At 61.4% G+C, this 26,044-nt stretch carries 23 protein-coding genes; 14 read left to right on the top strand and 9 right to left on the bottom strand.

The window, feature by feature from the left end:
* Window positions 1-38: 38 nt before the first annotated feature.
* The 8 genes from EKH80_RS14525 (at window position 39) to rapA (ending at window position 10,591) form a co-directional block, all read left to right on the top strand.
* On the top strand, window positions 39-218 hold the full coding sequence (locus EKH80_RS14525; RefSeq protein WP_126685492.1) for a hypothetical protein: 180 nt from the start codon (window positions 39-41) through the stop codon (window positions 216-218).
* 382 nt (window positions 219-600) lie between these two features.
* Window positions 601-1,212 (top strand): GspH/FimT family pseudopilin, encoded by a 612-nt coding sequence (locus EKH80_RS14520; protein WP_158628847.1) that lies wholly within the window; start codon window positions 601-603, stop codon window positions 1,210-1,212.
* Entirely contained in the window at window positions 1,209-1,748 is a 540-nt protein-coding gene (gene pilV / locus EKH80_RS14515; protein WP_126685490.1) for a type IV pilus modification protein PilV, read from the top strand. The genes EKH80_RS14520 and pilV overlap by 4 nt, the downstream gene beginning before the upstream one ends.
* A gap of 5 nt (window positions 1,749-1,753) precedes the next feature.
* The gene (locus EKH80_RS14510) at window positions 1,754-2,482 is read left to right on the top strand and encodes a PilW family protein (RefSeq protein WP_158628846.1); all 729 of its coding nucleotides are present in this window, start codon (window positions 1,754-1,756) and stop codon (window positions 2,480-2,482) included.
* Window positions 2,483-2,508: 26 nt separating this feature from the next.
* On the top strand, window positions 2,509-3,093 hold the full coding sequence (locus tag EKH80_RS14505; protein ID WP_126685488.1) for a pilus assembly PilX family protein: 585 nt from the start codon (window positions 2,509-2,511) through the stop codon (window positions 3,091-3,093).
* Entirely contained in the window at window positions 3,093-7,124 is a 4,032-nt protein-coding gene (locus tag EKH80_RS14500) for a PilC/PilY family type IV pilus protein (protein ID WP_126685487.1), read from the top strand. Before EKH80_RS14505 ends, EKH80_RS14500 begins: the two co-directional genes overlap by 1 nt.
* Before the next feature lie 11 nt (window positions 7,125-7,135).
* Window positions 7,136-7,624 carry a type IV pilin protein gene (locus tag EKH80_RS14495; RefSeq protein WP_126685486.1) on the top strand — a complete coding sequence of 163 codons (489 nt, stop codon included), beginning with the start codon at window positions 7,136-7,138 and terminating at the stop codon, window positions 7,622-7,624.
* Window positions 7,625-7,750: 126 nt separating this feature from the next.
* Window positions 7,751-10,591: an RNA polymerase-associated protein RapA gene (gene rapA / locus EKH80_RS14490; protein WP_126685485.1), complete on the top strand. Its 2,841-nt coding sequence runs from the start codon at window positions 7,751-7,753 to the stop codon at window positions 10,589-10,591.
* Window positions 10,592-10,694: 103 nt separating this feature from the next.
* On the opposite strand, the gene EKH80_RS14485 is transcribed toward rapA, so the two are convergent.
* The 6 genes from EKH80_RS14485 to EKH80_RS14460 form a co-directional block, all read right to left on the bottom strand.
* Window positions 10,695-11,231, bottom strand: a complete 537-nt coding sequence (locus EKH80_RS14485; RefSeq protein ID WP_126685484.1) for an REP-associated tyrosine transposase — start codon at window positions 11,229-11,231, stop codon at window positions 10,695-10,697.
* 103 nt (window positions 11,232-11,334) lie between these two features.
* Window positions 11,335-12,702: an amino acid permease gene (locus EKH80_RS14480; RefSeq protein WP_126685483.1), complete on the bottom strand. Its 1,368-nt coding sequence runs from the start codon at window positions 12,700-12,702 to the stop codon at window positions 11,335-11,337.
* A gap of 25 nt (window positions 12,703-12,727) precedes the next feature.
* Window positions 12,728-13,381, bottom strand: a complete 654-nt coding sequence (locus EKH80_RS14475; protein ID WP_126685482.1) for a rhomboid family intramembrane serine protease — start codon at window positions 13,379-13,381, stop codon at window positions 12,728-12,730.
* A 188-nt stretch (window positions 13,382-13,569) separates the two neighbouring features.
* Window positions 13,570-14,289, bottom strand: a complete 720-nt coding sequence (locus EKH80_RS14470; protein ID WP_126685481.1) for a C40 family peptidase — start codon at window positions 14,287-14,289, stop codon at window positions 13,570-13,572.
* A gap of 255 nt (window positions 14,290-14,544) precedes the next feature.
* On the bottom strand, window positions 14,545-15,240 hold the full coding sequence (locus tag EKH80_RS14465; RefSeq protein WP_126685480.1) for a YggS family pyridoxal phosphate-dependent enzyme: 696 nt from the start codon (window positions 15,238-15,240) through the stop codon (window positions 14,545-14,547).
* Window positions 15,237-16,658, bottom strand: a complete 1,422-nt coding sequence (locus EKH80_RS14460) for a M20 family metallopeptidase (RefSeq protein WP_126685479.1) — start codon at window positions 16,656-16,658, stop codon at window positions 15,237-15,239. Before EKH80_RS14460 ends, EKH80_RS14465 begins: the two co-directional genes overlap by 4 nt.
* Window positions 16,659-16,954: 296 nt before the next feature.
* Between EKH80_RS14460 and EKH80_RS14455 the strand changes: the two genes are divergently transcribed.
* The 4 genes from EKH80_RS14455 (at window position 16,955) to EKH80_RS14440 (ending at window position 18,992) form a co-directional block, all read left to right on the top strand.
* Window positions 16,955-17,308 (top strand): ComEA family DNA-binding protein, encoded by a 354-nt coding sequence (locus tag EKH80_RS14455; protein ID WP_126685478.1) that lies wholly within the window; start codon window positions 16,955-16,957, stop codon window positions 17,306-17,308.
* A gap of 103 nt (window positions 17,309-17,411) precedes the next feature.
* Window positions 17,412-17,882 (top strand): SET domain-containing protein, encoded by a 471-nt coding sequence (locus EKH80_RS14450; protein ID WP_126685533.1) that lies wholly within the window; start codon window positions 17,412-17,414, stop codon window positions 17,880-17,882.
* A 7-nt stretch (window positions 17,883-17,889) separates the two neighbouring features.
* Window positions 17,890-18,432, top strand: a complete 543-nt coding sequence (locus EKH80_RS14445) for a GNAT family N-acetyltransferase (RefSeq protein WP_126685477.1) — start codon at window positions 17,890-17,892, stop codon at window positions 18,430-18,432.
* Window positions 18,429-18,992 (top strand): HutD/Ves family protein, encoded by a 564-nt coding sequence (locus EKH80_RS14440; protein WP_126685476.1) that lies wholly within the window; start codon window positions 18,429-18,431, stop codon window positions 18,990-18,992. Before EKH80_RS14445 ends, EKH80_RS14440 begins: the two co-directional genes overlap by 4 nt.
* 66 nt (window positions 18,993-19,058) lie before the next feature.
* Here EKH80_RS14440 and EKH80_RS14435 read toward each other — a convergent pair whose 3' ends face one another.
* Window positions 19,059-19,928 carry a hypothetical protein gene (locus EKH80_RS14435; protein WP_126685475.1) on the bottom strand — a complete coding sequence of 290 codons (870 nt, stop codon included), beginning with the start codon at window positions 19,926-19,928 and terminating at the stop codon, window positions 19,059-19,061.
* A gap of 11 nt (window positions 19,929-19,939) precedes the next feature.
* Window positions 19,940-22,162, bottom strand: a complete 2,223-nt coding sequence (locus EKH80_RS14430; RefSeq protein ID WP_230473695.1) for a M1 family metallopeptidase — start codon at window positions 22,160-22,162, stop codon at window positions 19,940-19,942.
* A gap of 202 nt (window positions 22,163-22,364) precedes the next feature.
* Between EKH80_RS14430 and EKH80_RS14425 the strand changes: the two genes are divergently transcribed.
* Both EKH80_RS14425 and EKH80_RS14420 read left to right on the top strand, forming a co-directional pair.
* Window positions 22,365-23,039, top strand: coding sequence for a response regulator (locus EKH80_RS14425; protein WP_126685474.1), 675 nt, complete (start codon window positions 22,365-22,367; stop codon window positions 23,037-23,039).
* Window positions 23,036-24,439: a sensor histidine kinase gene (locus EKH80_RS14420; RefSeq protein WP_126685473.1), complete on the top strand. Its 1,404-nt coding sequence runs from the start codon at window positions 23,036-23,038 to the stop codon at window positions 24,437-24,439. Before EKH80_RS14425 ends, EKH80_RS14420 begins: the two co-directional genes overlap by 4 nt.
* Window positions 24,440-24,623: 184 nt before the next feature.
* Here EKH80_RS14420 and EKH80_RS14415 read toward each other — a convergent pair whose 3' ends face one another.
* Window positions 24,624-26,033, bottom strand: coding sequence for an aspartate aminotransferase family protein (locus tag EKH80_RS14415; RefSeq protein WP_126685472.1), 1,410 nt, complete (start codon window positions 26,031-26,033; stop codon window positions 24,624-24,626).
* Window positions 26,034-26,044: the final 11 nt, after the last annotated feature.

Genomic DNA, 26,044 nt, shown 5'->3' with positions numbered 1-26,044 from the left:
GATGCGGCGGTATTGATCGCCGTACAAGGAGCGGATCAATGACAAGGCGTCCCGTCGTAACTACTCATCGGCAAGCCAAGGCGTTCTGCATCAGCGGCTGCACGTTGCACTACCTGCCACGATCGGTACCACCTCAGAGCCTGTCGCTGAATCGCCGAATCGATGAACTGCAGCATGAGTATCTCTTCGTATGCAGTCGCATGCTGCTCGATGACTGACAGTGCAACTTGCTGCTTGACCTGGGCCACGCCACACACCCAAGGCGGATGAAGTGGCCCGAACGCGCCCCAACGGATTTATCAAAACTTCCTGAGGACGTGGCCGAATGCACGACCTCTTGCGGATCGAGCTTTTTTTTGATAGCCGCGCAGCATTTTTGATGACCGTCAACATTTTGCCGACAAACGGCGCCTTTCGTCCGACCAGCGGTCGTTCAATTCAGTGACCCCCTACAACATAATTGTCTGGACACTTATTGCTTAGTCCTAGCTGGCAGCTTACGCAATGCGGGCTGCCGGACGAGTTGCGGTCGTCAAGGGGAGCTGGATGGGGTCCGGCAGACATGAACAAGCGCAATCCAATGCGATACGGGGGCAGTCCATGAGCAAGGTGCACGCACATCGCCGACGGGCAAGAGGGTTCACACTGGTGGAACTGGCGGTCGTGGTCGCGATAGTCGCCATCGTGCTGGTCTACAGCACTTCTTCCTACAAAAGCATTACCACTCAAAACCGCATGGCCAGCGAGATCAACGACATCAGCACGGATGTCGAATTGGCCCGTTCTGCGGCGATCAAGCAGGGCTTGCCAGTAACCATTTGCCCATCGGCCAACGCGTCGACCGCCACTCCCAGCTGCAGCGGCAGCGCCAGCTGGAATACGGGATGGATCGTGTTTATTGATACCACCGGCAATCAAACCTTCGATAAGACAACCGGGGATACGCTGCTGCGCATGCATGCAGGATTGCAGGCCGGGGATACCTTGGCAGGTTCGACCGGAACCTCGGCGACCGGTACGTTTTCCGGTTCGGTCAGCTATCTGACCTTCAATCGCATGGGTGGCACGTCGATCGGCGGAGGGACCAACTTCGCGGCGCTCAGCCTGCATGACAGCGCCAGCACTTCAGCATTCACGCGCTGCCTGATCGTGTCGTTCACCGGGCAGGGCACCATCGACACCCAAATATCGAACGCAGGGGTTTGCCCATGAACGCAGCACGATCTTCTCGCCCGCGTGGATTCAGCTTGCTGGAAGTGCTGATCGCCCTGGTAGTGCTTTCCATCGGCCTGCTGGGCGTCGCAGCCATGCAGGCGTCAGCGCTGTCGAGCACAGGTGGATCTCAAGTGGAGTCCATGGTCGTGATGGAAGCCAAAAGCCTGGCCGATGCCATGGTCGCCAACTCGGCGTACTGGGCAAGCGGCACCCAACCCCCTGTCGTCACCATAGCCGCGCCCACTTCAGGGACGACACCCGTCATCACCGGCCTCTCCGCTAGCAGCACCGATTGCACCGCCAGCGCTTGTACGGCAAGTCAAGTCGCTGGCTATGACGTACAAAATTGGGGCAAGCAACTGCTCACCCAGGTACCTGGCGCCGGCGCCAGCGTGAAATGCGTAGCGGGTGCCCCAGTGGCGTGCACGATCGTCATTACGTGGTCGCAGAAGTCAGCTGCCGCGGTCAACAGCGGAACCGGCAACGCAACGGCTTCCACCTCCCAATCGTACACACTCGTCAACCAGATCTGAGTCCCATGACCCGCTCATCTTTCAAGCAACGCGGCTTGAGCCTGATCTCTCTAATGATCGCGCTCACCATCGGCGTCTTCCTGCTCGCCGGGCTATTCACGGTATGGTTTCAGACGCGCCAGACCTTCCAGACGCAAGGCCAGCTGACGCAATTGCAGGATAGCGAGCGCATGGCGCTCACCCTCATGGCCAATACGGTGCAAACCGGCGGCTATTTCCCCATTGCAGCCAATTACTCCAGCACCCCACCCAGCACACCTTACACGCAAGGCAACGTCTTCACGGTTACCTCGCCGTTTACGGCGGCGGGCCAGTTCATCTATGGAACGCATTCGTCGACGGGCAATGACACGCTCACCATTCGTTACATGACTGACAGCAATACGCTCGATTGCCAGGGGCAGACCGAACCCAACGCCACGCTGGTCACCAACACGTTCCAGATTGACACCAACGGCAACCTGACCTGCACCGTCAGCTATTCCAGCACCACGAAAACAGCACAGCTCATTTCAGGCATTGCCAGTTTCACCGTCCTTTACGGCGTCTCCACCACAAACAGCGGTTCCACTACGCAGTACATGACGGCAGACAAAGTCAGCGCGCAGTGGCCCAGCGTCCGCTCGATCAATTTGCAGCTGCAGTTTGCCAATCCCTTGGCCGGACAGCCCGGCCAGAATGCCCTGCCCGTCATTTCCCGCCTTGTCGCGGTTACGCAGACCAAGTCAACGTGATGAATGCCCTTTCACCGAGAACAGCCATGTCCTGCACGCGCACTACTACGTCTTATCGAAGCGAACGAGGCTTCGTGCTGATCGCAAGCCTGTTGATGCTGGTCATCCTCAGCCTGCTGGCCATCAGCATGTATCACAACGTCGCCATCCAGGAGAATGTGGCCTCCAATACCAAGGAAAAAGGGCGCGCCTTTCAGCTGGCCCAAAGTACTCTGCAGTACGCGGAATACTCCTTGCTCAATAACAGCAGCACCAGCTCCGGACTTCCCGCCGCCGTCGCTTGTCCCAGCGGAACAGCGCTTACCAAGTACGCGATTTGCAACAACGCCGCGGACATCACCACTCCCAGTACCGCGAACGCCGCCATGACGATCAGCAACGGCATGACTTATAGCGGCATTCAGGGCGTGCAAATATCGTCAACCGGGGGTGCCAGCACCTTCTATAGCAACCCCGTATACCAACTTCGCTACCTCGGCCCCGCCCCCGGAGGGGTGGGCCAAATCTATCAGGTCACCGCGCTTGGCTATGGCGCAACGGCCAATGCCGTTGCCGCGGTTCAAAGCACTTACGAATTGTCATCCGGCGTGAAAAACCTGGGGGGACTGTAATGAAATCGCTCCGCTTGATCACTGTGGGAGCCATGCTCGCATGCTTCGTCATGGGCATGGCCACTGAGGTTGACGCACAGACCTCCAATGTCGTGCAGGACAGTTTCACCGGGACCTCCGCCAACCTGAATTGGACACCCTTCAATGGCGCCTGCCTTACTGCAGGCGACGGCACCGGGACCGTTCCGGCCTGTAACGGCTTGAGTTACTACGGAAGCCAGACCCAGGCTGGCTTGACCGGCAACGCGGACACGGCGGGCTCGGGCGCTTTGCGCTTGACCAATGGTTGTGCAGGCGGCTCCGGTGGCACGTGCTACTTCAGCCAGAACGGCGCCATCGTTTCGCAGACGCCCTTCCCCTCCAACCAGGGTATTCAAGTCACCTTTACGACTTACACGTATAGCGGAAACCAGGGCGGTGGCGCTCAAGACGGCGCGGACGGCATTGGCTTCTATCTGATCAACGCCGACAAGACACCTACCCAGAGCGTCAACGGCAAGACCGTCTACCAACCCGCTATCGGCTCCTGGGGTGGCAGCCTTGGTTATAGCTGCTCGAACACCAACCCCAATTATGACGGCATGCTCAATGGCTATATCGGCCTTGGCATGGATGAATTCGGCAACTATCTCAACGGCGCCTATACATCCGGATACACCGGTGACAATACGAGCACGGGCCAGCAAGCCACCAACAACAACGGCGGCAATGGCCAGGAGTACCAACCGGAGCGTATAGGTCTTCGAGGCTACGGCAACATCAACCTCGCCACCCTCCAACAGTACAACTCCAATGCCACTGCCCAGGACGTGCAAAACACCTGCATGAACGGCGGCACCTATAGCTACACGAATTCTTACTACACGTTTACGTATTCCTATCCGGCAGGCGGAAACTACACCAACCGGACCGTCACCAAGGTCTCAGGTTCGCCTATCGACAGAAACCCAACCAGTAAAAATATTCAGGCATGCAGTACGCTCAACTCCTCGACCACCACGGGTGGACCGGGCCCTTCTGGCGGTACGCCGGTGGCCTATGGTGCCGCTGCGTCACAACCACTCTTTCAACAGAGCTCGACCGTCGCAACGCAGTCTTCGACAATCACGAAGTCGGTAAGCTATAAAAGCGGGACGTATTCGTGCTCGCAAAAAACCACCACCGCCACGACCACGTATACATACACGCAACAAGGACAGACGGTCACTACGGGCTCCGCAGCCAATAGCAATGGATACACCGGCAGCGGGACACCGTTTGGCGTGGACACCAGCGGCAACTATTACCCGATTTCCTGGTCATCCACTCCGCAGAGCAACAGCCTTACGCAGACACTTCCTGACTACGCTGCCATTCCCAACGCCTTTGTAAATCTGCCCACGTCCACGCCCATCGCCAGCGAAAGCGCCACAACCAGGGCGAATGCCACGCCGATTTCCTATAAGCTGCAAATTACCCAGGACGGGCTGTTGAGTCTTTGGTACAGCTACAACGGGGGCAATTACACGCCCGTGCTTACCAGCCAAAGCATTTCCTCCTCCAACGGCAGCATGCCCAACAACTTCCTGTTCGGCTTCGGCGGCTCCACTGGCGGCAGCGACAACGTCCACGAAATCACCTGTTTCCAGGCCACCCCGGCGGACCTTTCGGCCAGCTCGGCCGGCATCAACGTGCAGCAGACGGGTCAGGTTCAAACGGGCACGCAGGTCTACCTGGCCTACTACCATCCGAATAACTGGTGGGGCGAGCTGACCTCGCAGAACCTGGTCTACAACACCGCCACGAATACCGTCGCAATTTCCTCGCAGGCCAACTGGGATGCCTCTTGTGTGCTAACCGGCGGCAACTGCACTGCCACCAACGCAACCGGCATGACTGCGCAATACTCCTCCACCACGGGTCGCACCCTGATGACCTGGAGCGGTGGCCCGACGAATACGCCCAACTCTACGCCGGCAGGCATACCGTTGACCTGGGGACGTCTGAGCGCACAGGAACAGGCATGGCTCCAGGGCACCGATACTCTGCAGGTAGCGCAGAATCGCCTCGCTTATCTGTCCGGCGATCGGACCAATGAAATCAATACCTCAGGCACGGGCGAATTCAGGAATCGCAGCAGCATACTGGGCGACATCATCAATTCCAGCCCGACCTGGGTTGGGCCGCCCGCCTCGCCTTATCCTGACACGTGGAAAGACTTGCTCTACCCCACCCTGTCCCTCAATGAAAACGTCACCGGCGTACAGGCCTATTCGACCTTCGCCTCCGCCGAAGCTACTCGCATGAACGTCGTCTTCGATGGCGCGAATGACGGGTTCATGCACGCCTTCCGCAGCGGCTACTACAATGCCGATGGTACCTACGCAGGCACCACCGACTCGGGCGGCAATTTCACTGGAACCTATAACGACGGCCAGGAATTGTTCGCCTATATGCCGGAAGCCGTATTGGCCGCGATTCACAATACCAGCGACCCGACGCTGGATTACTCCTCGTCCCACTATGCGCATAATTATTATGCGGATTCGACCCCTGGCACGGGCGACCTTTTCTACGGCGGCAAGTGGCATACCTGGCTGGTAAGCGGCCTGGGCAACGGCGGCAATGCGATCTTCGCACTGGATATCACCGACCTCGGCAACACGTCGACCAGTGCCGCCCCTGGCGTCGGCAACGTCAAAGGAGAGTGGAGCACTGCGGTCACCACTTCAGGTAGCGCTACGACCGTAGCCACGACGCTGACTTGCTATGGCGATACGACAAGCAGCGGATGCGGCAGCAGCCTCGGCCAGACCTTGGGGACACCGCAAATCCGCCGCCTGCACAATGGCCAGTGGGCAGTGATTTTTGGTAACGGACTGAACAGCTACAGCGGGGACGCCGGCATCTACGTCATGACCATCAACGGCTCCGGCAGTCCTTCTACGGTCTATTACCTGAGCACCGGCAAGGGCACTGCCACCACCCCCAATGGGATTGCTTACGTCACGCCGGTGGATCTCGATGGCGATCACATTACCGACTTCGTGTACGCAGGCGATGTGTACGGCAACGTCTGGCGCTTCGACCTGACCAGCAGCGACCCCACCCAGTGGGGGGTGTCCACCTATGGCAATGCTTCCGGAACGCCGCTGTTCACGACGCCAGTCACCACCTACACGGACGGGACAACCGGCAACCAGCCGATTACCACCCAGCTCGTTGCGGTTGCCGTTGCCGAATCAGGCACCAACACTCCTTACGTCCTGATCGAATTCGGCACCGGCCAGGTCACGCCGGCCACGCCTACCACCCCCATCGCCTATGCGAGCGGACAACAAGCGCTGTATGGCATATGGGACTGGTACATGGGCCAAGCGGGAACGCCCGGCTCCAGCTATACAGGGCTGATCGGCTCATCGTCCGCACCCACCACCACGGCCCCCATCAGCTTGAGCCAGTTGCAGCAACAAACGGTGACCAGCGAGACTTCAGCCACCGGCTCGGGCTCCGGGCAAGGCTATCGCACGGTCAGCAACGCATCGATTTGCTTCGTCGGCACGACCTGCACCACGCTCAGCTCAAGCGGTACGCCGACGACGACGGCTGGCTCCCAATTCGGGTGGTATATGAATCTCCCCGGCCACTCGAGCGGGACCAGCGTGGGTGAAAACAAACAGACCGAACAAGTGGTGTTCAGTCCGATCGAATCCGAAGGGGCATTCATCGTCAACACGACCATACCCGCGAACAATTCGCCGCTGACCTGTACGGTCAACAGCGCCCTGGGCTGGACCATGGGATTGAGCCCGGCTACCGGCGGTGCCTTCTCACAGTCGTTCTTTGCCAGCGCCAGCGGGCAATTCATAACGGTCAATGGGGCCCCAGTCAGCGGTATCGCCCTGAATGCAACCGGCAGCCCTTCGGTGGTGACCGCGAACAACGAACCGTTCATGGTCAACCAGACTGTGACCGGTGCCGGCATAGTGAACCAGCTCAATCCGCCCACCGGCTCGACCGGCAAGCGCTTGACCTGGCTGCAGCTGCGCTAAGGAGAAGAACCATGCAAAAGTGGCCCAGGGAATTTGCTTCAAGCCCAAGCCGTCCACCGCGACGGCAGCGCGGCTTCACCTTGATCGAACTCATGATCGTCGTCGCGATCGCCGCTATTCTGGCGGCGATCGCCTTGCCGCAATTCAGGAAACAAGTGCAGAAGTCCAATCGCACCTCTGCGAAGTCAGCGCTGCTGGATCTCGCCCGACGCGAGGAAACGTTTTACTCCACCAACAACGCCTATGCGACGAAGCTGACAACACTCGGTTATACCGGCATCACCAGCAACACCATTCAAGTACCCAACAATACCAACGAGGCGTATTACAACGTAACGATCACTCAACCCGCCTCCGGAGGCACCACCGCTTCGGCCTACACGGCAACAGCCACTCCGACAGGCGCGCAATCGGATGACAGTTGCGGTACCTATTCGATTGACTATCTGGGCAGCCAGCAAGCCACTGGGACAGCCAACAGCGCTACCGGTTGTTGGTAGAAACCAGCCCAGGCCCCTAAGGCTCGACTTGATATAGCCTTCCTTGCGGCTACGCCTTCGGGCGTAGCCAGCGTCCTTCATTGCGCGGATAATCGATTCCCCTCGAAACCATGCATTGCAGGCAAGATGTACATACCCGGTCAACGCTGGATCTCCACCGCCGAACCCGAACTCGGCCTGGGCACCGTGCTGCGCGTCGAAGGGCGCGGGGTGCAGGTGCTGTTTGCCAAATCAGGGGTGTTGCGCCCTTATGCGACGGATTCCGCGCCGTTGGTGCGGGCGGAGTTCCGGGCCGGACAGCGGGTATCTGGCAAAGGCATCGCCTTTCTGGTCGAACGGATCGAGGAGCGTGAAGGCTTGCTGGTGTACCGCGGCGAGGGCCGTGAGCTGCACGAGGGCCAGCTGGACGACGAGCAGAGCGTCAGCCAGGCGGACGATCGGCTGATCGGCGGGCGTACCGACCCGGTGCAGCATTTCGAATTGCGGCTGGAGAGCCTGAAGCGCCGCGCCGAAGCGCGACGCTCGGCAAGCTGGGGCCTGGCTTCGGCGCGGATCGGCCTGGTGCCGCACCAGTTGCGCGTGGCCGGCATTGCCGCAGCACGCCGCCCGCCACGCGTGCTGCTCGCCGATGAAGTGGGCCTGGGCAAGACGATCGAGGCCGGCATGGTCATCGCACGCCAGATCGCGGCCGGGCGCGCCTCGCGGGTGCTGGTGCTGCTGCCGGATACGCTGGTGTATCAGTGGTTCGTGGAGCTGCTGCGCCGCTTCAATCTGAACTTCGCGATCTATGACGAGGAGCGCTGCGAGGCTCTGGAACAATCGGGCAGCGACGCCAATCCGTTCGACGACGAGCAACTGGTGATCGCCGACTTCGGCTTTCTGGAACACAACCCCAAGCGCGCGCAGCAACTGCTGGATACGAGCTGGGACCTGCTGGTAGTGGACGAGGCCCATCACCTGGCCTGGACAGCGGAAAACGCCAGCCCGCGCTACACCTTGGTGGAGCAGCTGGCTGCGGCGACGCCTGGCGTGATCCTGCTCACGGCTACCCCGGAACAACTCGGCCGAAGTGGCCACTTCGCTCGTTTGCGCCTGCTCGACCCACAGCGCTACCACGATCTTGACGCCTATCTGGCCGAGTCCGAGCAGTTCCAGGCGCTTTCACATATCGCCGACAAACTACTGGAACGCACGCCGCTCGCTGCTTCCGAGCTTGAGCAGCTGCGCAAGGCTTTCGAGGGCGACGCCATGTTGCAGGCCGGCCTTGCCGATACCACCAAGCCCGAACACAGCCGCGACCTGCTGGCGGCACTGATCGATCGGCATGGCACCGGCCGCTCGATGTTTCGCAACCGCCGCGCCAACATCGGCGGCTTCCCGAAACGCTTGCCGGTGTGGGAACTGGTGGAAGCCGAACGCCTGGACGAAATCGCGCGCCAGGCGCTGCTGGCGGAATTCCACGCGGATGTCCAGCAGCCGGTGCCGGTGCTTGAGCTGGATTATTCCAGCGATCCACGCATCGACACCCTGGTCGCTCTGCTCGATCGTTACCCGCAAGACAAGTTCCTGCTGATCTGCCGCAGCCAGGCCAAGGTGCTGGCACTGGAAGAAGCCTTGCGTACGCGCACCGGCGCCGGCATTGCGCGCTTCCACGAAGGTCTGGGGATCGTGCAGCGCGACCGCAATGCCGCCTACTTCGCGCAGCCGGCTGGCGCGCGCCTGCTGATCTGTTCGGAGATCGGCTCGGAAGGCCGCAACTTCCAGTTTGCGCATCGTCTGGTGCTATGGGACCTGCCGCTGGATCCGGACCTGCTCGAGCAACGTATCGGCCGGCTGGACCGCATCGGCCAGAAGCACGACATCAGCATCCACATCATCGCTGCTGAAGACAGCGCACAGCACGTGTTGGCGCGCTGGTACGACGAAGGCATCGATGCTTTCCGCACCAGCCCCGCCGACGGACGCGAACTGCTGCGCCGTTTCGGCGAAACGCTGGCGGAACTTGCCGAAGAACATGCGCGTGGCGACGATCAGCGCGATCAGGAACTGGACGTGCTGCTCGCCGAAACGCAAGCTGCACACGAACAGATGGCGGAGCTGATCCGCGCGGGCCGCGACCACCTGCTTGAGCTTGCCGCCAGCCGCGATCTTCACGCCGACGAGTTGGCACAGGCGTTTCGACGTGAAGACGACGATCCGGCGCGGGATGTATTCCTGCAACGCTTGCTGGAGTCCTTCGGCATCCACGCGGAAGAGCTCAGCAGCCATGTCCTGCTGCTCGACCCTCAATATCTATCCACCGACGCCCTGCCCGGCTTCGCCGAAGGCCCGGTGTCGGTCACTTTCGCGCGCGATGTCGCACTCGCGCGCGAGGAGCTGCCGCTGCTGCGCTTGGATCATCCGATGGTCGCCAGCGCCATCGACCTAGTGCTGTCCAACGAACGCGGCAATGCCACTTTCATGGTGGATGATGCGCTACCGCCGCGCAGCGCCCTGTTGCAAGCCGTCTATGTACTGGAATGCATCGCCGAACGCGGTCTGGATGCGGAGCGCTTCCTGCCCACGCAACCGATCGTGACGGCGATCGACACCAAGCTCACCGAGCGGCCCAGTTTCCAGCCCAGCGATGGCGCCGTGCGCAAAGCCGCCGATCGCACTATCGAGGTGCCGCGCTATCGCAAATTCCTCACCAAGCTGGTGCCGCCGATGCTCGAAAAGGCCGAGGCCGCAGCAAGCTTGCGTGCGCAAAGCAGCATGGCCAACGCGGTAACGGAGGCAAGGGAAACACTGGATGCGGAGCTGGCACGCCTGCGGGCGCTGCGCGCGGTGAATCCGTCGATCAGCGAAGCGGAAATCGAGCGGCTGGAAGATGAGCGTTCGGCGCTGCTGGCAGCGCTGCCGCAGGCGCGTTTGCGTCTGGATGCGGTGCGGTTTGTGGTGAGCCCGGATTTTCTGGCGTTACGCTGAATTGTAGGCTGGAATCGTAATCGTAGGCTGGGATGAAAATCCCAGCATCGCGCGGCTTACACATACGGCAATGCTGGGTTTAGCAACCCAGCCTACGGGTCACCTATTCACCCGCGGAGACTAGATCGACCGCTCCCGGCGCCACCGCCCAATCCACGGGATACCTGCCGCCCGCAACATGGCGATGAAAGGACGAATATGGCCAGTCCGCAACACGAGCTACATAACCGTGCTTGATGGGATTGAAGTGGATGTAGTCGAAATGCTGCCTCATATCGCGGTCGTCGCAAATCAGATGTTCCCAATAGCGGCGCTGCCAAATGCCCCGCTCACCCTTGCGCAGCCGACTTGGAGATGGCGTCTCATTGGCGGGAATCATTCGTGAGAATCGAGCCTTGATCAAGCGCCAGCGCAACGGAAAATCATGATCGTTGGCTGGCAGCTTCCAAAGGCAATGCAAGTGCTCAGGTAACACCACCACAGCTTCGACGACAAATGGATGTTCTTGCCTAGTCACGCGAAAAGCCTCGCGCAAGGCATCGATATGCCGGGTGAGCAGATCGTTGCCATGTCGCTCAGCCAGAGTGACGGTGAAGAAGTACGTGGCACCCGGAATACGGGCACGGGTGTAGGTTCTCATCGGCTTGGGGAAGCTGGGATTGTCATCCCAGCCTACGCTCAATCGGTAGGCTGGGATGTAATCCCAGCCCTTGGTTCCAGGCCAGAAACGGGAGCCCGCAAAATCAAGCCGCGTTCACATCCACCGCCGCAAGCGTCATACGCTTGCCGATACCGAAAGCGAAGTACGCGATGGTCAACAACGCCACCCACCCCAGGCCCACATACAAGGCCACGCGCGTGCCCGGGTCATAGCCCAGCATCACCACCACGAACAGCATGAATGCCAGGCAGACCACACTGGCCAACGGCCAGCCGCGCAGCGGGAATGCCGTCTTGCCAAAGCGACGGCGGAAGCTGAAGTGTGCGATCAGCACCATCGACCACGTCCACACGGTGTTGAACGAAAGGATCGACATCATCATCCCGAAGATGTTCTTGGGCAGCTCGTAGTTGAGCACCACGCCCACCATCAGGCAGGCCAGGGTCACCAGCACGCCGCGGATCGGCACGCCGTGCGCGCTTACCTTGGCCAGCGCCGCCGGCGCCTGCCCCTTGTTGGCCAGGCTGTAGAGCATGCGGCTGCCACTGAAGGTGGTGCTGTTGAAGCCTGACAGCGCAGCGGTGATCAGCACGAAATTGATCAAGCCGGCGGCCTGCGCAATGCCAAGCTTGTCGAAGGTGGTCACGAATGGGCTGCTCTGCGTGGTGAGCTGATCCCACGGATAGATCGCCATGATCACGAACAGCGCGCCCACGTAGAAAATCAGGATACGCCACAGCACCGAATTGACGGCTCGCGGGATAGTGCGCTCCGGCTGCGAGGCCTCGCCTGCCGCCATGCCCACGGTTTCTATGCCGCCGAAGGAGAACACTATCACCGGCAACGCCAGCACTGTTCCCATCAACCCCTTGGGAAACCAGCCGCCGTGGCTCCACAAATGAGACAGGCCCAGCGGCCGTCCGCCGTTGCCCCAGCCCAGCCAGATCATGCCGGCGCCGCCCAGGATCATCAGCACCACGGTCACCACCTTGATCATGGTGAACCAGAATTCCATCTCGCCGTACACCTTCACCGCCATCAGGTTCAGCGAGCCGATCATCAGCACGCTGGCCAACACCCAGACCCACTGATCCACGTGCGGAAACCATAGCTTCATGTAGATGCCGACCCCGGTACTTTCGGCCATGCCCACGCCCACCATCAGCAGCCAGTAGTTCCAGCCGGTGACGTAGCCGGCGAACGGCCCCAGGTAGCGATGCGCGTAACTGCTGAACGAGCCGGCCACCGGATCGTGCACCGCCATTTCGCCCAGCGCGCGCATGATGATGAAGATCATCAGGCCGCCGAACATGTACGCGAACAGCACAGACGGGCCGGCTATCTGGATGGTGCTGGCCGAACCCAGGAACAGGCCGGTGCCGATGGCCATGCCCAGCGCCATGAAGGTGATGTGGCGCGGCATCAGCCGGCGCTGCAGGTGTTGGGTCATGCTTTCCCGCCCTTATACGTTTTGTTCAGCGCAGCAAACGGCGCTTGGGTTTGATCGGAAACTTGCCGCGCCAATACTGGATCATCAAGAAGCCGCCCAGCATACCCCCAAGATGGGCGAAATGCGCAACGCTCGCCTGCCAGCCGCCCACGCCCAGCACCAGCTCCAAGGCGCCATAGCCGATCACGAACAGCCAGGCGGGGATCGGAATGGGTAGCAATATCAGCATCAACCGCTCTTGCGGGTACAGCATGCCGAACGCCAGCAGCAGCCCGAAGATCGCACCAGATGCGCCGAGCGTAGGCTCAAAGCCATGCGTGAAGTAGTACACCACCAGCAATTGCGTCAGCGCAGCGGTGAGCAGGCAAACGAAGTAGTACAGCGTGAAATTGCGCGGACCGAAGGTCTCCTCGATGGCGCGACCAAACATGTACAGCGCGAACATGTTGAACAAGATGTGCTGCAGGTTGCCGTGCATGAAGGCATAGGTGACGAGCTGCCACGGCCGGAAGCCGATCGCCGTCAGGCTGCCGTCCGGCAACTGCGTCCAGTGATCAGGCCCCCATGGCCATAGGGCGAAATGCACAACCAGGGTGTAGTGCATTATCTGCTGCAGAAGAAACACTGCGACGTTGGCGATGAGCAAGTTGCGCGTGACTGGCGGGAGGCGGGTGGGCATGGTGATGAGGGTCGTGAGGTAGGCGTATAGGGCGGAGCGCGTGTGAGTAGGCTGGGATGACAATCCCAGCTTTCCATTCGGCATTCCGAATGCGGGGATTGTCATCCCAGCCTACGTGCTAGGTAAAACACCCAACAAAAAAAGGCCACCCAAAGGTGGCCTTTGACAATCGAAAGTGACTTGGAACATCAACCGTTGTGCGTGCCCGCATTGATCTGGGCCATGGCATCCGGGCGACGGGCGCCGGCAAAGCGCTTGGCCCAGTAGCTGTCGGCGAGATTGTCCACACGCACCGATTCACCACGACGCGGGGAATGGATGAAACGGCCTTCGCCGATGTAGATCGCCACGTGCGAGATGCGACCGTTGCCATGGCGGCCGCCAGCGGTGCGGAAGAACACCAGATCTCCCGGCTGCATGTCATCGCGATGAATGATGTGGCCGACCAGGTATTGCGAAGCGGAATTGCTCGGCAGCTGTAGGCCAATGGCGCGTTCGAAAACGTAGCGGACAAAGCCGCTGCAGTCGAAACCGGTGGAAGGATCGCGGCCGCCGCGCACGTAGCGCACATGGCGCAACTGCATGGCAAGGCCGATCAGCATGTCGCGCAGGCCCTGGCTGGTCTTGACGTCGCTGAACTGTTCGCTGCCGTCATCCGCCTGGCCGGCGGTGTTGTCGACGGCGCTGTCCTTGGCGTGCGCCAGCGCGGCAATCGGAAGCTGGGTGGGGAGCGTGGACTGGGCCATGGCCGCCGCGGGAGTGAAAGCGGCGAGCGGACTCATCAACGTGGAGGAGAACTTTCCGGAAACCTGGGCTTGAATACTGCTGCCGTTGTCGGCGGCGAAAGTGCTGCCTGAAAAGCACATAGCCGTGGCGAGCGCGGCGAGTACAAGTCGCGTGTTTGGCATTCGGTGATCTCTGGGCGGTTACCGATCCGGCCGTCGCCCCCGCGGCGGCCGTGACGAAGCAGTGAAAGTAACAAAGCCTCGCCGCTGACTTGTTCGGATGAGGTTAACTGAACTCTATCGTTCGGAAAGCCGGATCACACCTCATATCACGTCCAATGCTTTGATTTTTCTAATAATTGAACAGAAACGCAGGTTCATACGTAAGCAACCGCTGAAAAATTTTTCGCCCGCTTTACGCTCGGGACGGCGAAAAACCTAGGCGGCGGGGTGCGAGCGGTGACCAAAAATGGCGGTTCCGATCCGCACCTCAGTGGCACCTTCGGCAATCGCCAGCGGGAAATCCCCGCTCATGCCCATGGAAAGACGCGGCAACACATGCCCCTCGGCGGCGCACTGGTCGCGTAGTTCGCGCAGCTGGCGAAAGCAGGCGCGCACCTCCCCGGCATCTTCGGACAGGGTGGCTAGCGTCATCAGGCCTTTGACGCGCAGCCTGGGATAGGCATGCAGACGGTCCAGGAAGCCCGGCAGGTCCGCCGCGTCCAGGCCATGCTTGCTCTCCTCGCGCGCCGTCTTGACCTGGACCAGCACGTCCAGGACGCGGTTTTCAGCCTGCAGGCGCCGCTCCAGCGCCTCGGCCAGTTCCAGCCGATCCAGCGACTGCACCTCGCTGGCAAGCCTGGCCACTTCCTTGGCTTTGTTGGTCTGCAGGTGGCCGATCACCACCCAATCGATCGCCTCTCCGGCCAGAGCAGCGGACTTGTCCCGGATCTCCTGCGCCTTGTTCTCGCCGAAGCGATTCAGGCCCAGCACCAGCGCGGCGCGGATCACTTCCGGGCCGAAGGTCTTGCTGACCGGCAGCACCGTGACTTCAGCCGGGTCGCGGCTTGCCTGGCGGCAGGCCTCGTCGACCCGACCGCGCACGGCCGCCCAATTGGCAGCGATATCGATCATCGCGAGTGCGGTTGAAAATGCCGTGCGATCACCTCGGCCACCACCATCGATACCTTCTTGCCGGTGGGGATGTGCAGGAACTCGTTGGGACCGTGCGCGTTGGAATGCGGCCCCAGTACGCCAGTGATCAGAAACTGGGCCTGCGGGAACTTCGCTCCCAGCATGCCCATGAAGGGAATGGAGCCGCCCTCGCCCATGTAGGCTGCCGGAGCTCCGAAGTACTGCCGGGAGGCCTCAGCGACCGCCTGCTCCAGCCACGGCGACAAGGGCGGCGCATTCCATCCGCTGCCGTCCTTCTCAAGCTTAAAGCTGACCTTGGCGCCGTACGGCGGGTCCTGCTCCAGCAGTTGCTTCACGAACTCGCCGGCCTTCGCGCCGTCCAGCGTTGGCGGCACGCGCAGGCTGAGTTTTACTGAAGTCTTCGGGCGCAATACGTTGCCGGCGCTTTCCAGCGGAGGCAGTCCGTCGACGCCGGTCACCGCCAATTGCGGACGCCAGGTGCGGTTGAGCACGAGTTCGGTGAGGTCCTCCGTCACCGGCTGCATGCCCTCCACGAACGGGAATTTCTGGTAGATCGCCTTGCCGAGCACGCCCGCTGCGGACTTGGCCTGCTCGATCCGCTGCTGCGGGATGTCCGCATAAAGCTCGTTCGGCTTGATCCGTCCGGTTTCAGGATCTTCCAGGCGCGACAGCAGCTCGCGCAGGATGCGAAAGCTGGAAGGCACCACACCGGACGCATCGCCCGAATGCACGCCCTCCTCCAGCACCTGCACGGTGAGTTCGCCGCCAGTCATGCCACGCAGCGAAGTAGTGAGCCACAGCTGGTCGTAATTGCCGCAACCGGAATCCAGGCACACCACCAGCGAAGGATTGCCTATGCGCGGCGCAAGATGGTCGACGTAATACGGCAGGTCGTAGCTGCCCGATTCCTCGCACGCTTCGATCAGGATCACGCAGCGCGCGTGCGGAACGCCTTGCTCGCGCAAAGCCAGCAACGCAGCGAGCGAACCGAAGATCGCATAGCCATCATCGGCGCCGCCGCGGCCGTAGAGCTTGTCCCCCTTCTGCACGGGCGTCCACGGCCCCAATCCCTCGGACCAGCCGGTCATTTCCGGCTGCTTGTCGAGGTGGCCATACAGCACCACGGTGTCGTCGCCTTGTCCTGGCACCTCGATGTAGATCAGCGGAGTGCGCCCTTCCAGCCGCACCACCTCCAGCGTGGCTCCCGTCAGTTGCGAGAGCTTGCTGCGCGCCCAGGTCTCCATCAGCTGCACCGCCGCGTCCATGTAACCGTGCGCGGCCCAGTCCCGGTCGAACATCGGCGATTTGTTCGGAATGCGGATGTATTGGACCAATTGCGGAACGATTTCGGCGTCCCATAGATCGCTGATGTAACGAGTGATGCGCGCGCTATCCATAGGGACTCCGGGGTAAAAGGGAAAGTGCGATGTTACCAGCGCAAGCCATTGCAACTCTTGCTGCAAGGGAACATACGCTTTCAGCAAACTGCATGCGCAGGAAAGGAATCCGGGAGATTTTGGCCAGGGCGGCACATACATCGACGCTCACAAGTCTGGCGGCATCTGGATGACACTCACGCTGGCGTAATTGAGCCATTGCGGTACGCGCTTCACCGACTGGGCTGCCACCCATGCAACAACGCAAAGTGAATACGCGGCGCGCACCTGCCGCTAACTCACTCAGGGAGATCATCATGTTGAAGAAGCTTGCCACCATCGCCGGCCTGACGCTGGCGCTCGTCTTGCCGGCATTCGCAGCAACGCCGGTGAATATCAATACGGCAGACGCCGAAACGATTGCCCAATCCCTGGACGGGATTGGGTCGGCCAAGGCGAAAGCCATCGTGGCCTACCGCGATGAACACGGCCCCTTCAAGAGCGTGGACGAATTGTCGCAGGTCAAGGGCGTTGGCCCCGCCATGCTGGAACGCAATCACGACGCCATCCTGCTCGGCAGCGAAGGCAGCAAGGCCAACGCTGGTCCGGCAGCCAAGCCCAAGCGTGGCGGGAAGTCCGCAGCGACCAGGGAACCGGACGCCCAGGACTGATCCGGCCCAAGCACCGATGCGGCACGCGCTCGCGGGCCGCATCCTTGCGCTACACTCCGCGGCGCCGAAATCCCATCCACCGTCGCCCATCCTCATCATCACCATGATCCTGCCCCGCTACCGTATCGACGCGTCCACCATCCGTGGCGCCGGCAAGGGGTTGTTTCTGGAGGAGGATGTCTACGCGGGACGCATCATCACAGCGCCCGACGCCATCGAGCACACCTACCGGCTGGACGAGCTGCTGGTCAAGCGGGACCTGCTGTATGCCAGCGCCCGCTGGTTTGAAGATCGCTACACGTTGTCGCCGGAATGGCCGGACGAGTGCTATCTCAACCATAGCTTCGATCCAACGGGCCTGTGGCATCTGGGCTTCGTTTTCGCCCTGCACGACCTCCCGGCCGGTACCGAGGTCACCGTGGATTACCGTCACCTGCTGCCCCCTGGGCAGGAAGAGGACTTTATCGACACCGCCACCGGTGAGAAAATTGTAGGTCTGGCGTGGGAAGAGAGCCTGATGACCACCACCCGCGCCCTGGCCAGAGTGTTGGATAGCGCGAGCCAAGGCGACTGATCGGCTTATGATCGACATTCCCATCCTTGCGACCGAACGCCTGCGCCTGACGGCGCTGGCCGAACGTCATTTCAACGATTACGCGGTGATGCTCGCCGATCCGGACAGTACCCGCTGGATCGGCGACGGCCAGCCGCTGGACCGCACCAACGCGTGGCGATCGCTGGCCATGCTGATCGGCCATTGGCAATTGCGTGGCTACGGCATGTGGGCGCTGGAACTGAAAGCCACCGGCGAGTTCATCGGCCGCGCAGGGCTGTTGCATCCGGAAGGCTGGCCGGACGTGGAAATGGGCTGGATGCTCAAGCCGGAGCATCGCCATCACGGCTACGCCACCGAGGCGGGCCTGACGATCCTGGATTACGCCTGGAACCAGCTGCACCTGCAGCGCGTAATCAGCCTGGTGCGGGTCGGTAACGAAGCTTCCGATCGGGTAGCCGAACGCCTCGGCGGCGAACACATCGAAGACATCGATTTCTTCGGCAGCGACAACCACGTTTTCGCCTACTATCCCCCGCATCGCGACTTCCGCCGCCACGCTTTTGCATGAACCGCTTGCGCCAGGTTCCCACCGAAGCGTTGAAAACGCAGGCGTGGGCGAATGGCGCCGGGATCACCACCGAGATCGCGTGCGGGCCCGGCGACGCCTGGCGTTGGCGCTTGAGCATCGCCGAAATCACCCAGGCGTGTGAATTTTCCAGTTTCCCCGCCACGCGCCGGCAATTCGTTGCATTGGATGCGCCGGTGCGATTGCGCTTCGCTCCGGAACGCGAGCTTTCCCTGTTGCGCTTGCAAACGATCCTGTTCGATGGTGCTGAAGCGCCTTATATCTCACTACCGGAGGGTGCCACGCGCGCCTTCAACCTGATGCTGCGTGACGACGCACAGGGCGAATTGATCGCACGGCCGTTGACCGGAGCCATGTGGTTGCCGGCACGCGCATCGTGGCGTTGGTTCGTGCATGTCTTAAGCGGCCACGCCGGTATTCAAGTGAATGATGAGCATGCCGAGTTTGTGGCCGGCGCCAATGTCTGGATCGACGCGCAGCCTGGTGAGCGCCTGCGCGTCGAGGGTGGTGGCGAGCTGCTGCTGGTACATCTCGCCACGTAGGCTGGGATGACAATCCCAGCATCGCCCTCAGAACAGAAAGCTGGGATTTTCATCCCAGCCTACAGGCTATCTTGAAGCACGTGCGACTTCCGCCAGTGCAAACAACCGCGCCGTACGCATCCAGCCGATCACGAGCACGATCAGCTGGCCAAGCAACAAAGCCAACGCGGTGCCGGCCACGCCAACCGCGGTCACGCGAATCCGCAGCAGACCAAACACGGCAGCCAGCGCCAGGCCCAGCAGTGTCACCACCAGATAGAACAGCAAAGTCTTCACCGGCTGGCGGAACAATTGCTTGATACCTCGCCCCAGTGCGCGCGTGGCCGACCGCAGCGAAGGATCGGCAATAAACGCCGCACGCGCCGATTCCACGATCGACTGCATCAATACCAACACGATCAGCAGCACCCAATGCGCTACGCTGGCGTATCGATCTGCCTGCGATTCCAGCACAGCCTGCTCCGCCTGCTTGTCCGCCATGTGCGAACCCAGCAGGTGCACGGCGATAATCAACCCGTAGGGAACCAGCGACCACAACAGCAAACGGAACATGCGGCCGTATTCCAGCAGGCCGCTTTGCAGCAAAGCACCGAAACCCAGCGCACGCCCCGCCTTGCCGCTGCCGATCACCATGCCGGTCAGGAACGGGGACAGCAGCAAAGTCGACGCCTGCGCAATGGCCATGCCGGTGAGCAACCACTGCGGGTGATCGAAAAAGCTGGTGATCACATCACTGAACATGAAGTCATTGAAACCTTGCGCCCATTCGGCGGAGTGCACCGAGGTGTCGAGCACGCCGCCAAGCATGACCCACAACGGCAAAGCCACCAGCGCAGCCGGAATCAGCATGATCAACAGCCATAGCAACAGCAAACGCCATTGCACTGCGGCACCCATGCTGGACAGCACCGCCGCGAAACTTGGGGAACGAGACATGGTTGCGGCCCTCACATGGTTGCCAGCAAGGCGTAGAAACTCTGCAGCAGCGCCGCAACGTCTGCGGTCCAGCGTCGCGATGCAGCACCGTTCGGCTCGGTGGCCTGGCTGTTGTTGAACCGATCGCGATCCAGCAGGTTGTGCCGATCCGGATCGAGCTCCGCCGACACCACTTTGGCGGGCTTCACGAAATCGAAGCGCGCCCAGCGGCGGTCGTCGTCCCAGCTGATGTCCTGGCGGGTGCCGTCCTCGAAGCTCACGCGCAGCAACTCCGGCGCGGATACGCCATCACGCCGCACGGTCACCGTGCTATGCCACGGAAAGGGCCCCGCTGCGCCAGGCTTCGCGTCCTTGTGCGCTTTTTCCCAATCGCTGCGCTGCTTGTCGATCTGCTTGTCGAGTTCGTTGGCATCGACTTCGGTGCGCTTGCCGTCCTTCCAGGTCACGCCAGCCTGCGGCAACACTTCATAGCTGTCGATATCGGCCACGTTGTCGTCGATGAAGGCGGTGCCGTAGACGTATTGATTGAAAATGGCATCCACTTCCTTGGCATTGCCTGAACTGTCGATCAGCGCGGCGCGGAAATCCGCGACCGAAGGATGACGGAAATGCCAGCGCTGATAGTAGAGCTTGAATGCCTTTTCCAACGCAGGCCGGCCAAGCCGTTCCTCCAGGTCATGCATGGCCGTGGCGGTGCGCGAATACACGGTGCCGTAGCTGGTGCCGGAAAGGCGGTCCCAGCTGTTTTGCGCCAATGGATCAGCCGGATGGAACAAGGTCGCGCTCAGGCGTTCGAAAGCAAAGCCGCTGAGGTGCGGCGTAATGCCCAGCCATCGAGTGAAGGGCGTGGCAAGCACCAGGTCCTGCTTGCGCTCGCGCAGCATGCGGTTGTCCCAGTATTCGTTGAGCCCTTCGTCCAGGATCGGTTCCTCGAATTCATTGGACGCGAGAAGGCCGTAGAAATAGCCGTGGCCGAACTCGTGGATGTTCACGAAATCGCTGGAGGTCTGATACAGCGTGTCAGGCTCGACCTTTTCATAGCCTTCCGAGGTGAAGAAGGTCGGATACTCCATGCCGCCGGCTTCATCAGCGTTATAAGGCGGAATGACCGCCGTGACCGTTTCATAGGGATAGGCACCCAGCGTACGCGAGAAGTAGCCGAGCGAATCGATGGTCGACTTCAGCGTTGGCGCGGCGGTGGCTTCGTATTCCGATGGATAGATCACGCGTACCGCGACTTTCGGGCTGCCCGGCCCTTCATAACTGCCGTCCATGGTCTTGAAGCCCTTGGCGGCCACCCACGCGAAATCGTGCACGTCACCTTGCACAAAGTGGTAAATCGTCTTGCCGTTCTTCTGTTCCGGCGCGCCTTGCAGTTTGCCGACCGCGCCCACGGTGTAATCACTGGGCGCCGTCAGATGTACATCGTACAGCCCGAAGTCCGCATAGAACTCGCTCATAAAATGGAACTCATGCACGTTCCAGCGCACTTGCGTGGCGCCCCGCTCCCCGGGCAGCTCCAGCACACCGATCTTCGGGAACCACTGCGCGACCAGGTTGAAATCGCCCCACCATCCGGTGCGTTCCACCACGCGCGGCAATTGGCTGAGGAAGTCGATGTCCAGCGCCAGGCTGCCACCGGCCGGCACGGGTTGCGCCAGGTCGATACGCACTACCGTTTGATCCGTGTCCGGTCCGCCATCCGGATGCACGAAGCTCCACTTCAACGTCGCACCATTCTGCTGCACGCTTTGCAGACGGATACCACCCCACTGCCCTTTTTCCAGTACTGCATTGCCGCGCGATTGACCATGCGCGGTGAGCACCTTGCGCTCGGTGAAAAAGGTGCTGCCCTCACTCTGGAAAGCGTTGAGGTAGAGATGGAAATAGACACTGCTCACCGCGCGATCGCTGCGGTTGCGCCAGGTCATGTGTTCCTTGCCGGCCACTGCATGTTTGGCGGCATCCAAGTCCGCATCGATGGTGTAGCTCACCACGCGATCGGAAAGGGTCGGTTCCGTGCCGGTACGCTCCCCGCCCCAGGCGTTGGGCGCGCTCTGCGTGGTGATGATGGTGTCGTGCGCGGGCGCGAATGGAATTTCCTGCAGCGCGGCGGCCGATGCCGTGCCCGCCGGCTGTGCGGCGGGCGGCGTGGTCTGCGCCATGGCCTGGCTGGACCACAGCACCGCGCACGCCGCAAGCCACAGCCCGCTCCTGCTCGTTGCAAAGCTCATCGATGACCTCCCCTTCCCAAGTTGATCGAGCGTGCGCCATGCCCGACCGCAAGGGCATCGGCCAAACGTCATGTCGCGCGGTACATCTGGGCGAATCCGGATACAAGCGCTAAGCTGATCCTTAACTCGGCCTTTTCGACTGGAACCCGCTGAAAATCATGGCCCTACCGCAACATCCATGGCCTGACGGAGCCCTTCGACCATGCGTATCCTGATTGCCGAAGACGATCCCTCCATTGCCGCCGGCGTCAGTGCAGCGCTGCGTCAGGGCGGCCACGCGGTCGATCATGTGGCCGACGGTGTACGCGCCGACGCCGCGCTGAAAGATACCCCCTACGACCTGCTGGTGCTCGATCTTGGTCTGCCCGGCCTGGACGGCAGCGAAGTGCTGCAGCGCGTACGCAGACGCGGCAGTGGCCTACCGGTGCTGGTGATCACCGCGCGCGAAGGTTTGCGCGAGCGTGTGCGCGTGCTGGACCTGGGTGCGGATGATTACCTGGTCAAGCCCTTTGCGCTGGCCGAGTTCGAGGCGCGCGTGCGCGCCTTGTTGCGCCGCTACACCACGCAAGGCGCGCCGGAAATCAGCATCGGCCGCCTGCGCCTGGATCTGCCGGGCCATCGCGCCTGGGTTGACGACAAGCCGCTGGAACTGACCGCACGCGAATTCGGCCTGCTCGAAGCGCTGGCCGCGCGCCCCGATCGCGTTACCAGCCGTGCGCAATTGATCGAAGCCCTGTGCAGTTGGGACCAGGAACTCACCGACAATGGGCTGGACATCGCCATTTATCGCCTGCGCCGCAAGCTGACCGACTCGGGCACGCAGGTGCGCACCATCCGCGGATTGGGCTACCTGCTGGAAGGGGTCAAGGAAGCATGAGCCAGCGCCTGCGGTGGCGCCATGCCCGCCAGAGCCTGCGCAAGCGCCTGCTGACCACCCTGCTGGTGCCGCTCACCGCATTGCTGCTGTTGAACAGCCTGATCACCTACGTCGGCGCCCTGATCTACGCCAACCACGTGCATGACGTGAACCTGGTCAACGACACGCTGACCCTGGCGCAGCTGATGGCCGACAAGAGCCCGGATGGCCTCGTCACGCCGCAGGCGCAGTTCCTGCTGGAGTACGAACCGGAAGGGCGCAACTATTTCAGCGTATTCAGCGAACACCACGGCCTGATCGCCGGCAACCCGGCGCTGAAGCCGCCTAGCGGCTTGTTCACCGATGGCCACGCGCCGCAGCGTTACGACGTCCGGATCGAACGGCACGCTTTGCGCGCAGCCAGCATCCAGATGCGCAATCCGCGCGAGCCTGGCGACCAGTTGGAAGTGACCATCGCCGAGACACTGCGCGACCGGCATCTGGAAGCCAGGCAAATTCTGCTGCTCAGCATTCCGGCACAGGCATTGCTGATCATCGCGGCCTTTTTGCTGGTATGGCTGGGTGTGAGCACCAGCTTGCGCCAACTTGAGCCGCTCACCAACCAGCTCGCCAATCGCGAACATGATCTGGCGCCGATCGGCGACGCCGAAGTGCCGGTGGAAATCCTGCCGCTCACGCGCACCATCGATGGCCTGTTCGCGCGCCTGCGCGGCATGCTGGCCTTGCATGAGCGCTTCATCGCCGATGCCGCGCATCAGCTGCGTACGCCACTTGCCGGCTTGAGCGTGCACGCGGATCGCGCGCAAGCCACTGCTGATCCGGCGACGATCAAGGACGCCCTGAATCACATCCAGCGTTTGATCCTGCGGGCCAATCGCACTTCGAGCCAGCTGCTTGCGCTTACGCGGGCACAAACGGCCGGACACGAAGCAGGCGATACCGAACGGCTGGATCTGGCCATGCTGGTGCCCGAGCTGGTCAGCCAACGCGTGCATGAAGCATTGGTTGCCGACATCGATCTGGGTTACGAAGGCCCCACCGGCCCACTGCTGGTTGACGGCGACCGCCATCGCCTGCAGGAAATGCTGGACAACCTGATCGACAACGGCTTGCGCTATGCCGGACGCGGCAGCGTGATGACGGTGTCGCTTGATCGCGAAGACAAGCACATCTGCCTGGCCGTGGAGGACAACGGCCCTGGCGTGCCGCCCGCATGGATCGAACGCCTGGGTGAGCGTTTTTTTCGCGTGCCCGGCAGCGAGGAACAAGGCAGCGGGCTCGGCCTGGCGATCGTGCAGCGCATTGCCGAATGGCATGCCGCGCGCGTGCGTTATCGCAGCGGCAACAACGGACGAGGTTTGCGCGTGGAGATCGTCTTTCCGCCGGCGCACGGCACGTGAAAATCAGTAGGCTGGGATGACAATCCCAGCACCGCGACACCGCATAGATGACAATGCAGGGATTGCCGTCCAAGCCTACAAAAAAAGGCGGCGCTGCGCACCGCCATGTTTGTCAGCTTCCCCTGCATGGGAACATCGACAAAAAAATCCGGCCCTGTCCCGAGAGGGAAAGAGCGTAAAGGCTTTACATGGCCTTCTTCGCCTTGGTCAGCAGCTGGTCAAGCAGCACCATGGCTAGATCGATTTCCTCATAGCTGATGTCCAGCGACGGCGCGAACGTGATCACGTTCTTGTACCAGCCGCCCACGTCCAGCACGAGGCCGATCTTCTTGCCGTTGTGTTCGAGGTCCCCTGCCAGGCCGATGTCGACCATCTTGTCCAACAGTGCTTTGTTCGGCGTGAAGCCATCGTCAGTGCAGATCTCCGCACGCAACGCCAGCCCCAGCCCGTCCACGTCGCCGATTTCCTTGTGGCGCTTCTGCAGATCCTTCAAGCCGTCGAGGAAGTAGGCACCCTTTTGCGGCACGGTCTTTTCGTAATCCAGCTCGTAGCCCATCTTGATCACTTCCAGACCCAGCGAGGTGCCCAGCGGATTGGAATTGAACGTGGAGTGCGTGGAGCCGGGCGGGAAGATGGTCGGGTTGATCATCTCCTCGCGCGCCCACAGGCCGGACAGCGGATTCAGGCCATTGGTGAGCGCCTTGCCGAACACGATGATGTCGGGGGTGACGCCGAAATGCTCGATCGACCACAGCTTGCCGGTGCGCCAGAAACCCATCTGGATTTCGTCCACCACCATCAGGATGCCGTATTTGTCCAGCACGCGCTTCAAATCCTTGAAGAAGTTGCGCGGCGGTACGACGTAGCCGCCGGTGCCCTGGATCGGCTCCACATAGAAGGCGGCGTATTCGGCCTGGTTGACCTTCGGGTCCCACACGCCGTTGTACTCGGTCTCGAACAGGCGCTCGAACTGGCGCACGCAATGATCGGAATACTCCTCCGGCGTCATGCCCTTCGGGCGGCGGAACGGGTACGGGAACGGAATGAACATCGCGCGCTCGCCGAAGTGGCCGAAGCGGCGGCGATAGCGGTAGCTGGAAGTAATCGACGAAGCGCCCAGCGTACGGCCGTGATAGCCACCTTCAAAGGCGAACATCAGGCTCTTGCCGTTCTTGTAGTTGCGCACCAGCTTGAGCGAATCCTCCACCGCCTGCGCACCGCCCACGTTGAAGTGCACCCGGCCCTTCAGGCCGAACTTCTTCTGGGCGTCGACCGCGATGGTCTTGGCCAGTTCGATGCGCGTCTGGTGCAGGTACTGGCTGGCGACTTGCGGCAACACATCGATCTGGCGCTTCAGCGTGTCGTTCAGGCGCTTGTTGCCGTAACCGAAGTTGACCGCCGAATACCACATCTGCAGATCGAGGAACGGCACGCCGGCCGTGTCGTACATGTAGCTGCCCTGGCCGTGACGGAAAATCTTCGGCGGATCGACATAGTGCACGGTGTCGCCGAAGGAGCTGTATTGCGCTTCGTCGGCAAGCAGTTGTTCGTCGGGGATGACGTAGGAGGCGGCGTTGGGGTCGTAGGTGTTCATGCAAGAGAAGA

The sequence above is a fragment of the Dyella choica genome, assembly GCF_003977665.1.
Lineage (GTDB): Bacteria > Pseudomonadota > Gammaproteobacteria > Xanthomonadales > Rhodanobacteraceae > Dyella_B > Dyella_B choica.
Note: the sequence above shows the minus strand (reverse complement) of the source record. Positions and strands in the feature narration are given on the sequence as shown.

What these genes read in the sequence shown, in the direction of transcription:
- EKH80_RS14525 (WP_126685492.1), top strand. Translation starts at nt 39, where the DNA reads ATGACAAGGCGTCCCGTCGTAACTACTCATCGGCAAGCCAAGGCGTTC.
- EKH80_RS14415 (WP_126685472.1), bottom strand. Translation starts at nt 26,033, where the DNA reads ATGAACACCTACGACCCCAACGCCGCCTCCTACGTCATCCCCGACGAA.
- EKH80_RS14440 (WP_126685476.1), top strand. Translation starts at nt 18,429, where the DNA reads ATGAACCGCTTGCGCCAGGTTCCCACCGAAGCGTTGAAAACGCAGGCG.
- EKH80_RS14480 (WP_126685483.1), bottom strand. Translation starts at nt 12,702, where the DNA reads ATGACCCAACACCTGCAGCGCCGGCTGATGCCGCGCCACATCACCTTC.
- EKH80_RS14445 (WP_126685477.1), top strand. Translation starts at nt 17,890, where the DNA reads ATGATCGACATTCCCATCCTTGCGACCGAACGCCTGCGCCTGACGGCG.
- EKH80_RS14450 (WP_126685533.1), top strand. Translation starts at nt 17,412, where the DNA reads ATGATCCTGCCCCGCTACCGTATCGACGCGTCCACCATCCGTGGCGCC.
- rapA (WP_126685485.1), top strand. Translation starts at nt 7,751, where the DNA reads ATGTACATACCCGGTCAACGCTGGATCTCCACCGCCGAACCCGAACTC.
- EKH80_RS14420 (WP_126685473.1), top strand. Translation starts at nt 23,036, where the DNA reads ATGAGCCAGCGCCTGCGGTGGCGCCATGCCCGCCAGAGCCTGCGCAAG.
- EKH80_RS14470 (WP_126685481.1), bottom strand. Translation starts at nt 14,289, where the DNA reads ATGCCAAACACGCGACTTGTACTCGCCGCGCTCGCCACGGCTATGTGC.
- EKH80_RS14460 (WP_126685479.1), bottom strand. Translation starts at nt 16,658, where the DNA reads ATGGATAGCGCGCGCATCACTCGTTACATCAGCGATCTATGGGACGCC.
- EKH80_RS14510 (WP_158628846.1), top strand. Translation starts at nt 1,754, where the DNA reads ATGACCCGCTCATCTTTCAAGCAACGCGGCTTGAGCCTGATCTCTCTA.
- EKH80_RS14485 (WP_126685484.1), bottom strand. Translation starts at nt 11,231, where the DNA reads ATGAGAACCTACACCCGTGCCCGTATTCCGGGTGCCACGTACTTCTTC.
- EKH80_RS14475 (WP_126685482.1), bottom strand. Translation starts at nt 13,381, where the DNA reads ATGCCCACCCGCCTCCCGCCAGTCACGCGCAACTTGCTCATCGCCAAC.
- EKH80_RS14505 (WP_126685488.1), top strand. Translation starts at nt 2,509, where the DNA reads ATGTCCTGCACGCGCACTACTACGTCTTATCGAAGCGAACGAGGCTTC.
- pilV (WP_126685490.1), top strand. Translation starts at nt 1,209, where the DNA reads ATGAACGCAGCACGATCTTCTCGCCCGCGTGGATTCAGCTTGCTGGAA.
- EKH80_RS14435 (WP_126685475.1), bottom strand. Translation starts at nt 19,928, where the DNA reads ATGTCTCGTTCCCCAAGTTTCGCGGCGGTGCTGTCCAGCATGGGTGCC.
- EKH80_RS14455 (WP_126685478.1), top strand. Translation starts at nt 16,955, where the DNA reads ATGTTGAAGAAGCTTGCCACCATCGCCGGCCTGACGCTGGCGCTCGTC.
- EKH80_RS14495 (WP_126685486.1), top strand. Translation starts at nt 7,136, where the DNA reads ATGCAAAAGTGGCCCAGGGAATTTGCTTCAAGCCCAAGCCGTCCACCG.
- EKH80_RS14520 (WP_158628847.1), top strand. Translation starts at nt 601, where the DNA reads ATGAGCAAGGTGCACGCACATCGCCGACGGGCAAGAGGGTTCACACTG.
- EKH80_RS14430 (WP_230473695.1), bottom strand. Translation starts at nt 22,162, where the DNA reads ATGAGCTTTGCAACGAGCAGGAGCGGGCTGTGGCTTGCGGCGTGCGCG.
- EKH80_RS14465 (WP_126685480.1), bottom strand. Translation starts at nt 15,240, where the DNA reads ATGATCGATATCGCTGCCAATTGGGCGGCCGTGCGCGGTCGGGTCGAC.
- EKH80_RS14425 (WP_126685474.1), top strand. Translation starts at nt 22,365, where the DNA reads ATGCGTATCCTGATTGCCGAAGACGATCCCTCCATTGCCGCCGGCGTC.
- EKH80_RS14500 (WP_126685487.1), top strand. Translation starts at nt 3,093, where the DNA reads ATGAAATCGCTCCGCTTGATCACTGTGGGAGCCATGCTCGCATGCTTC.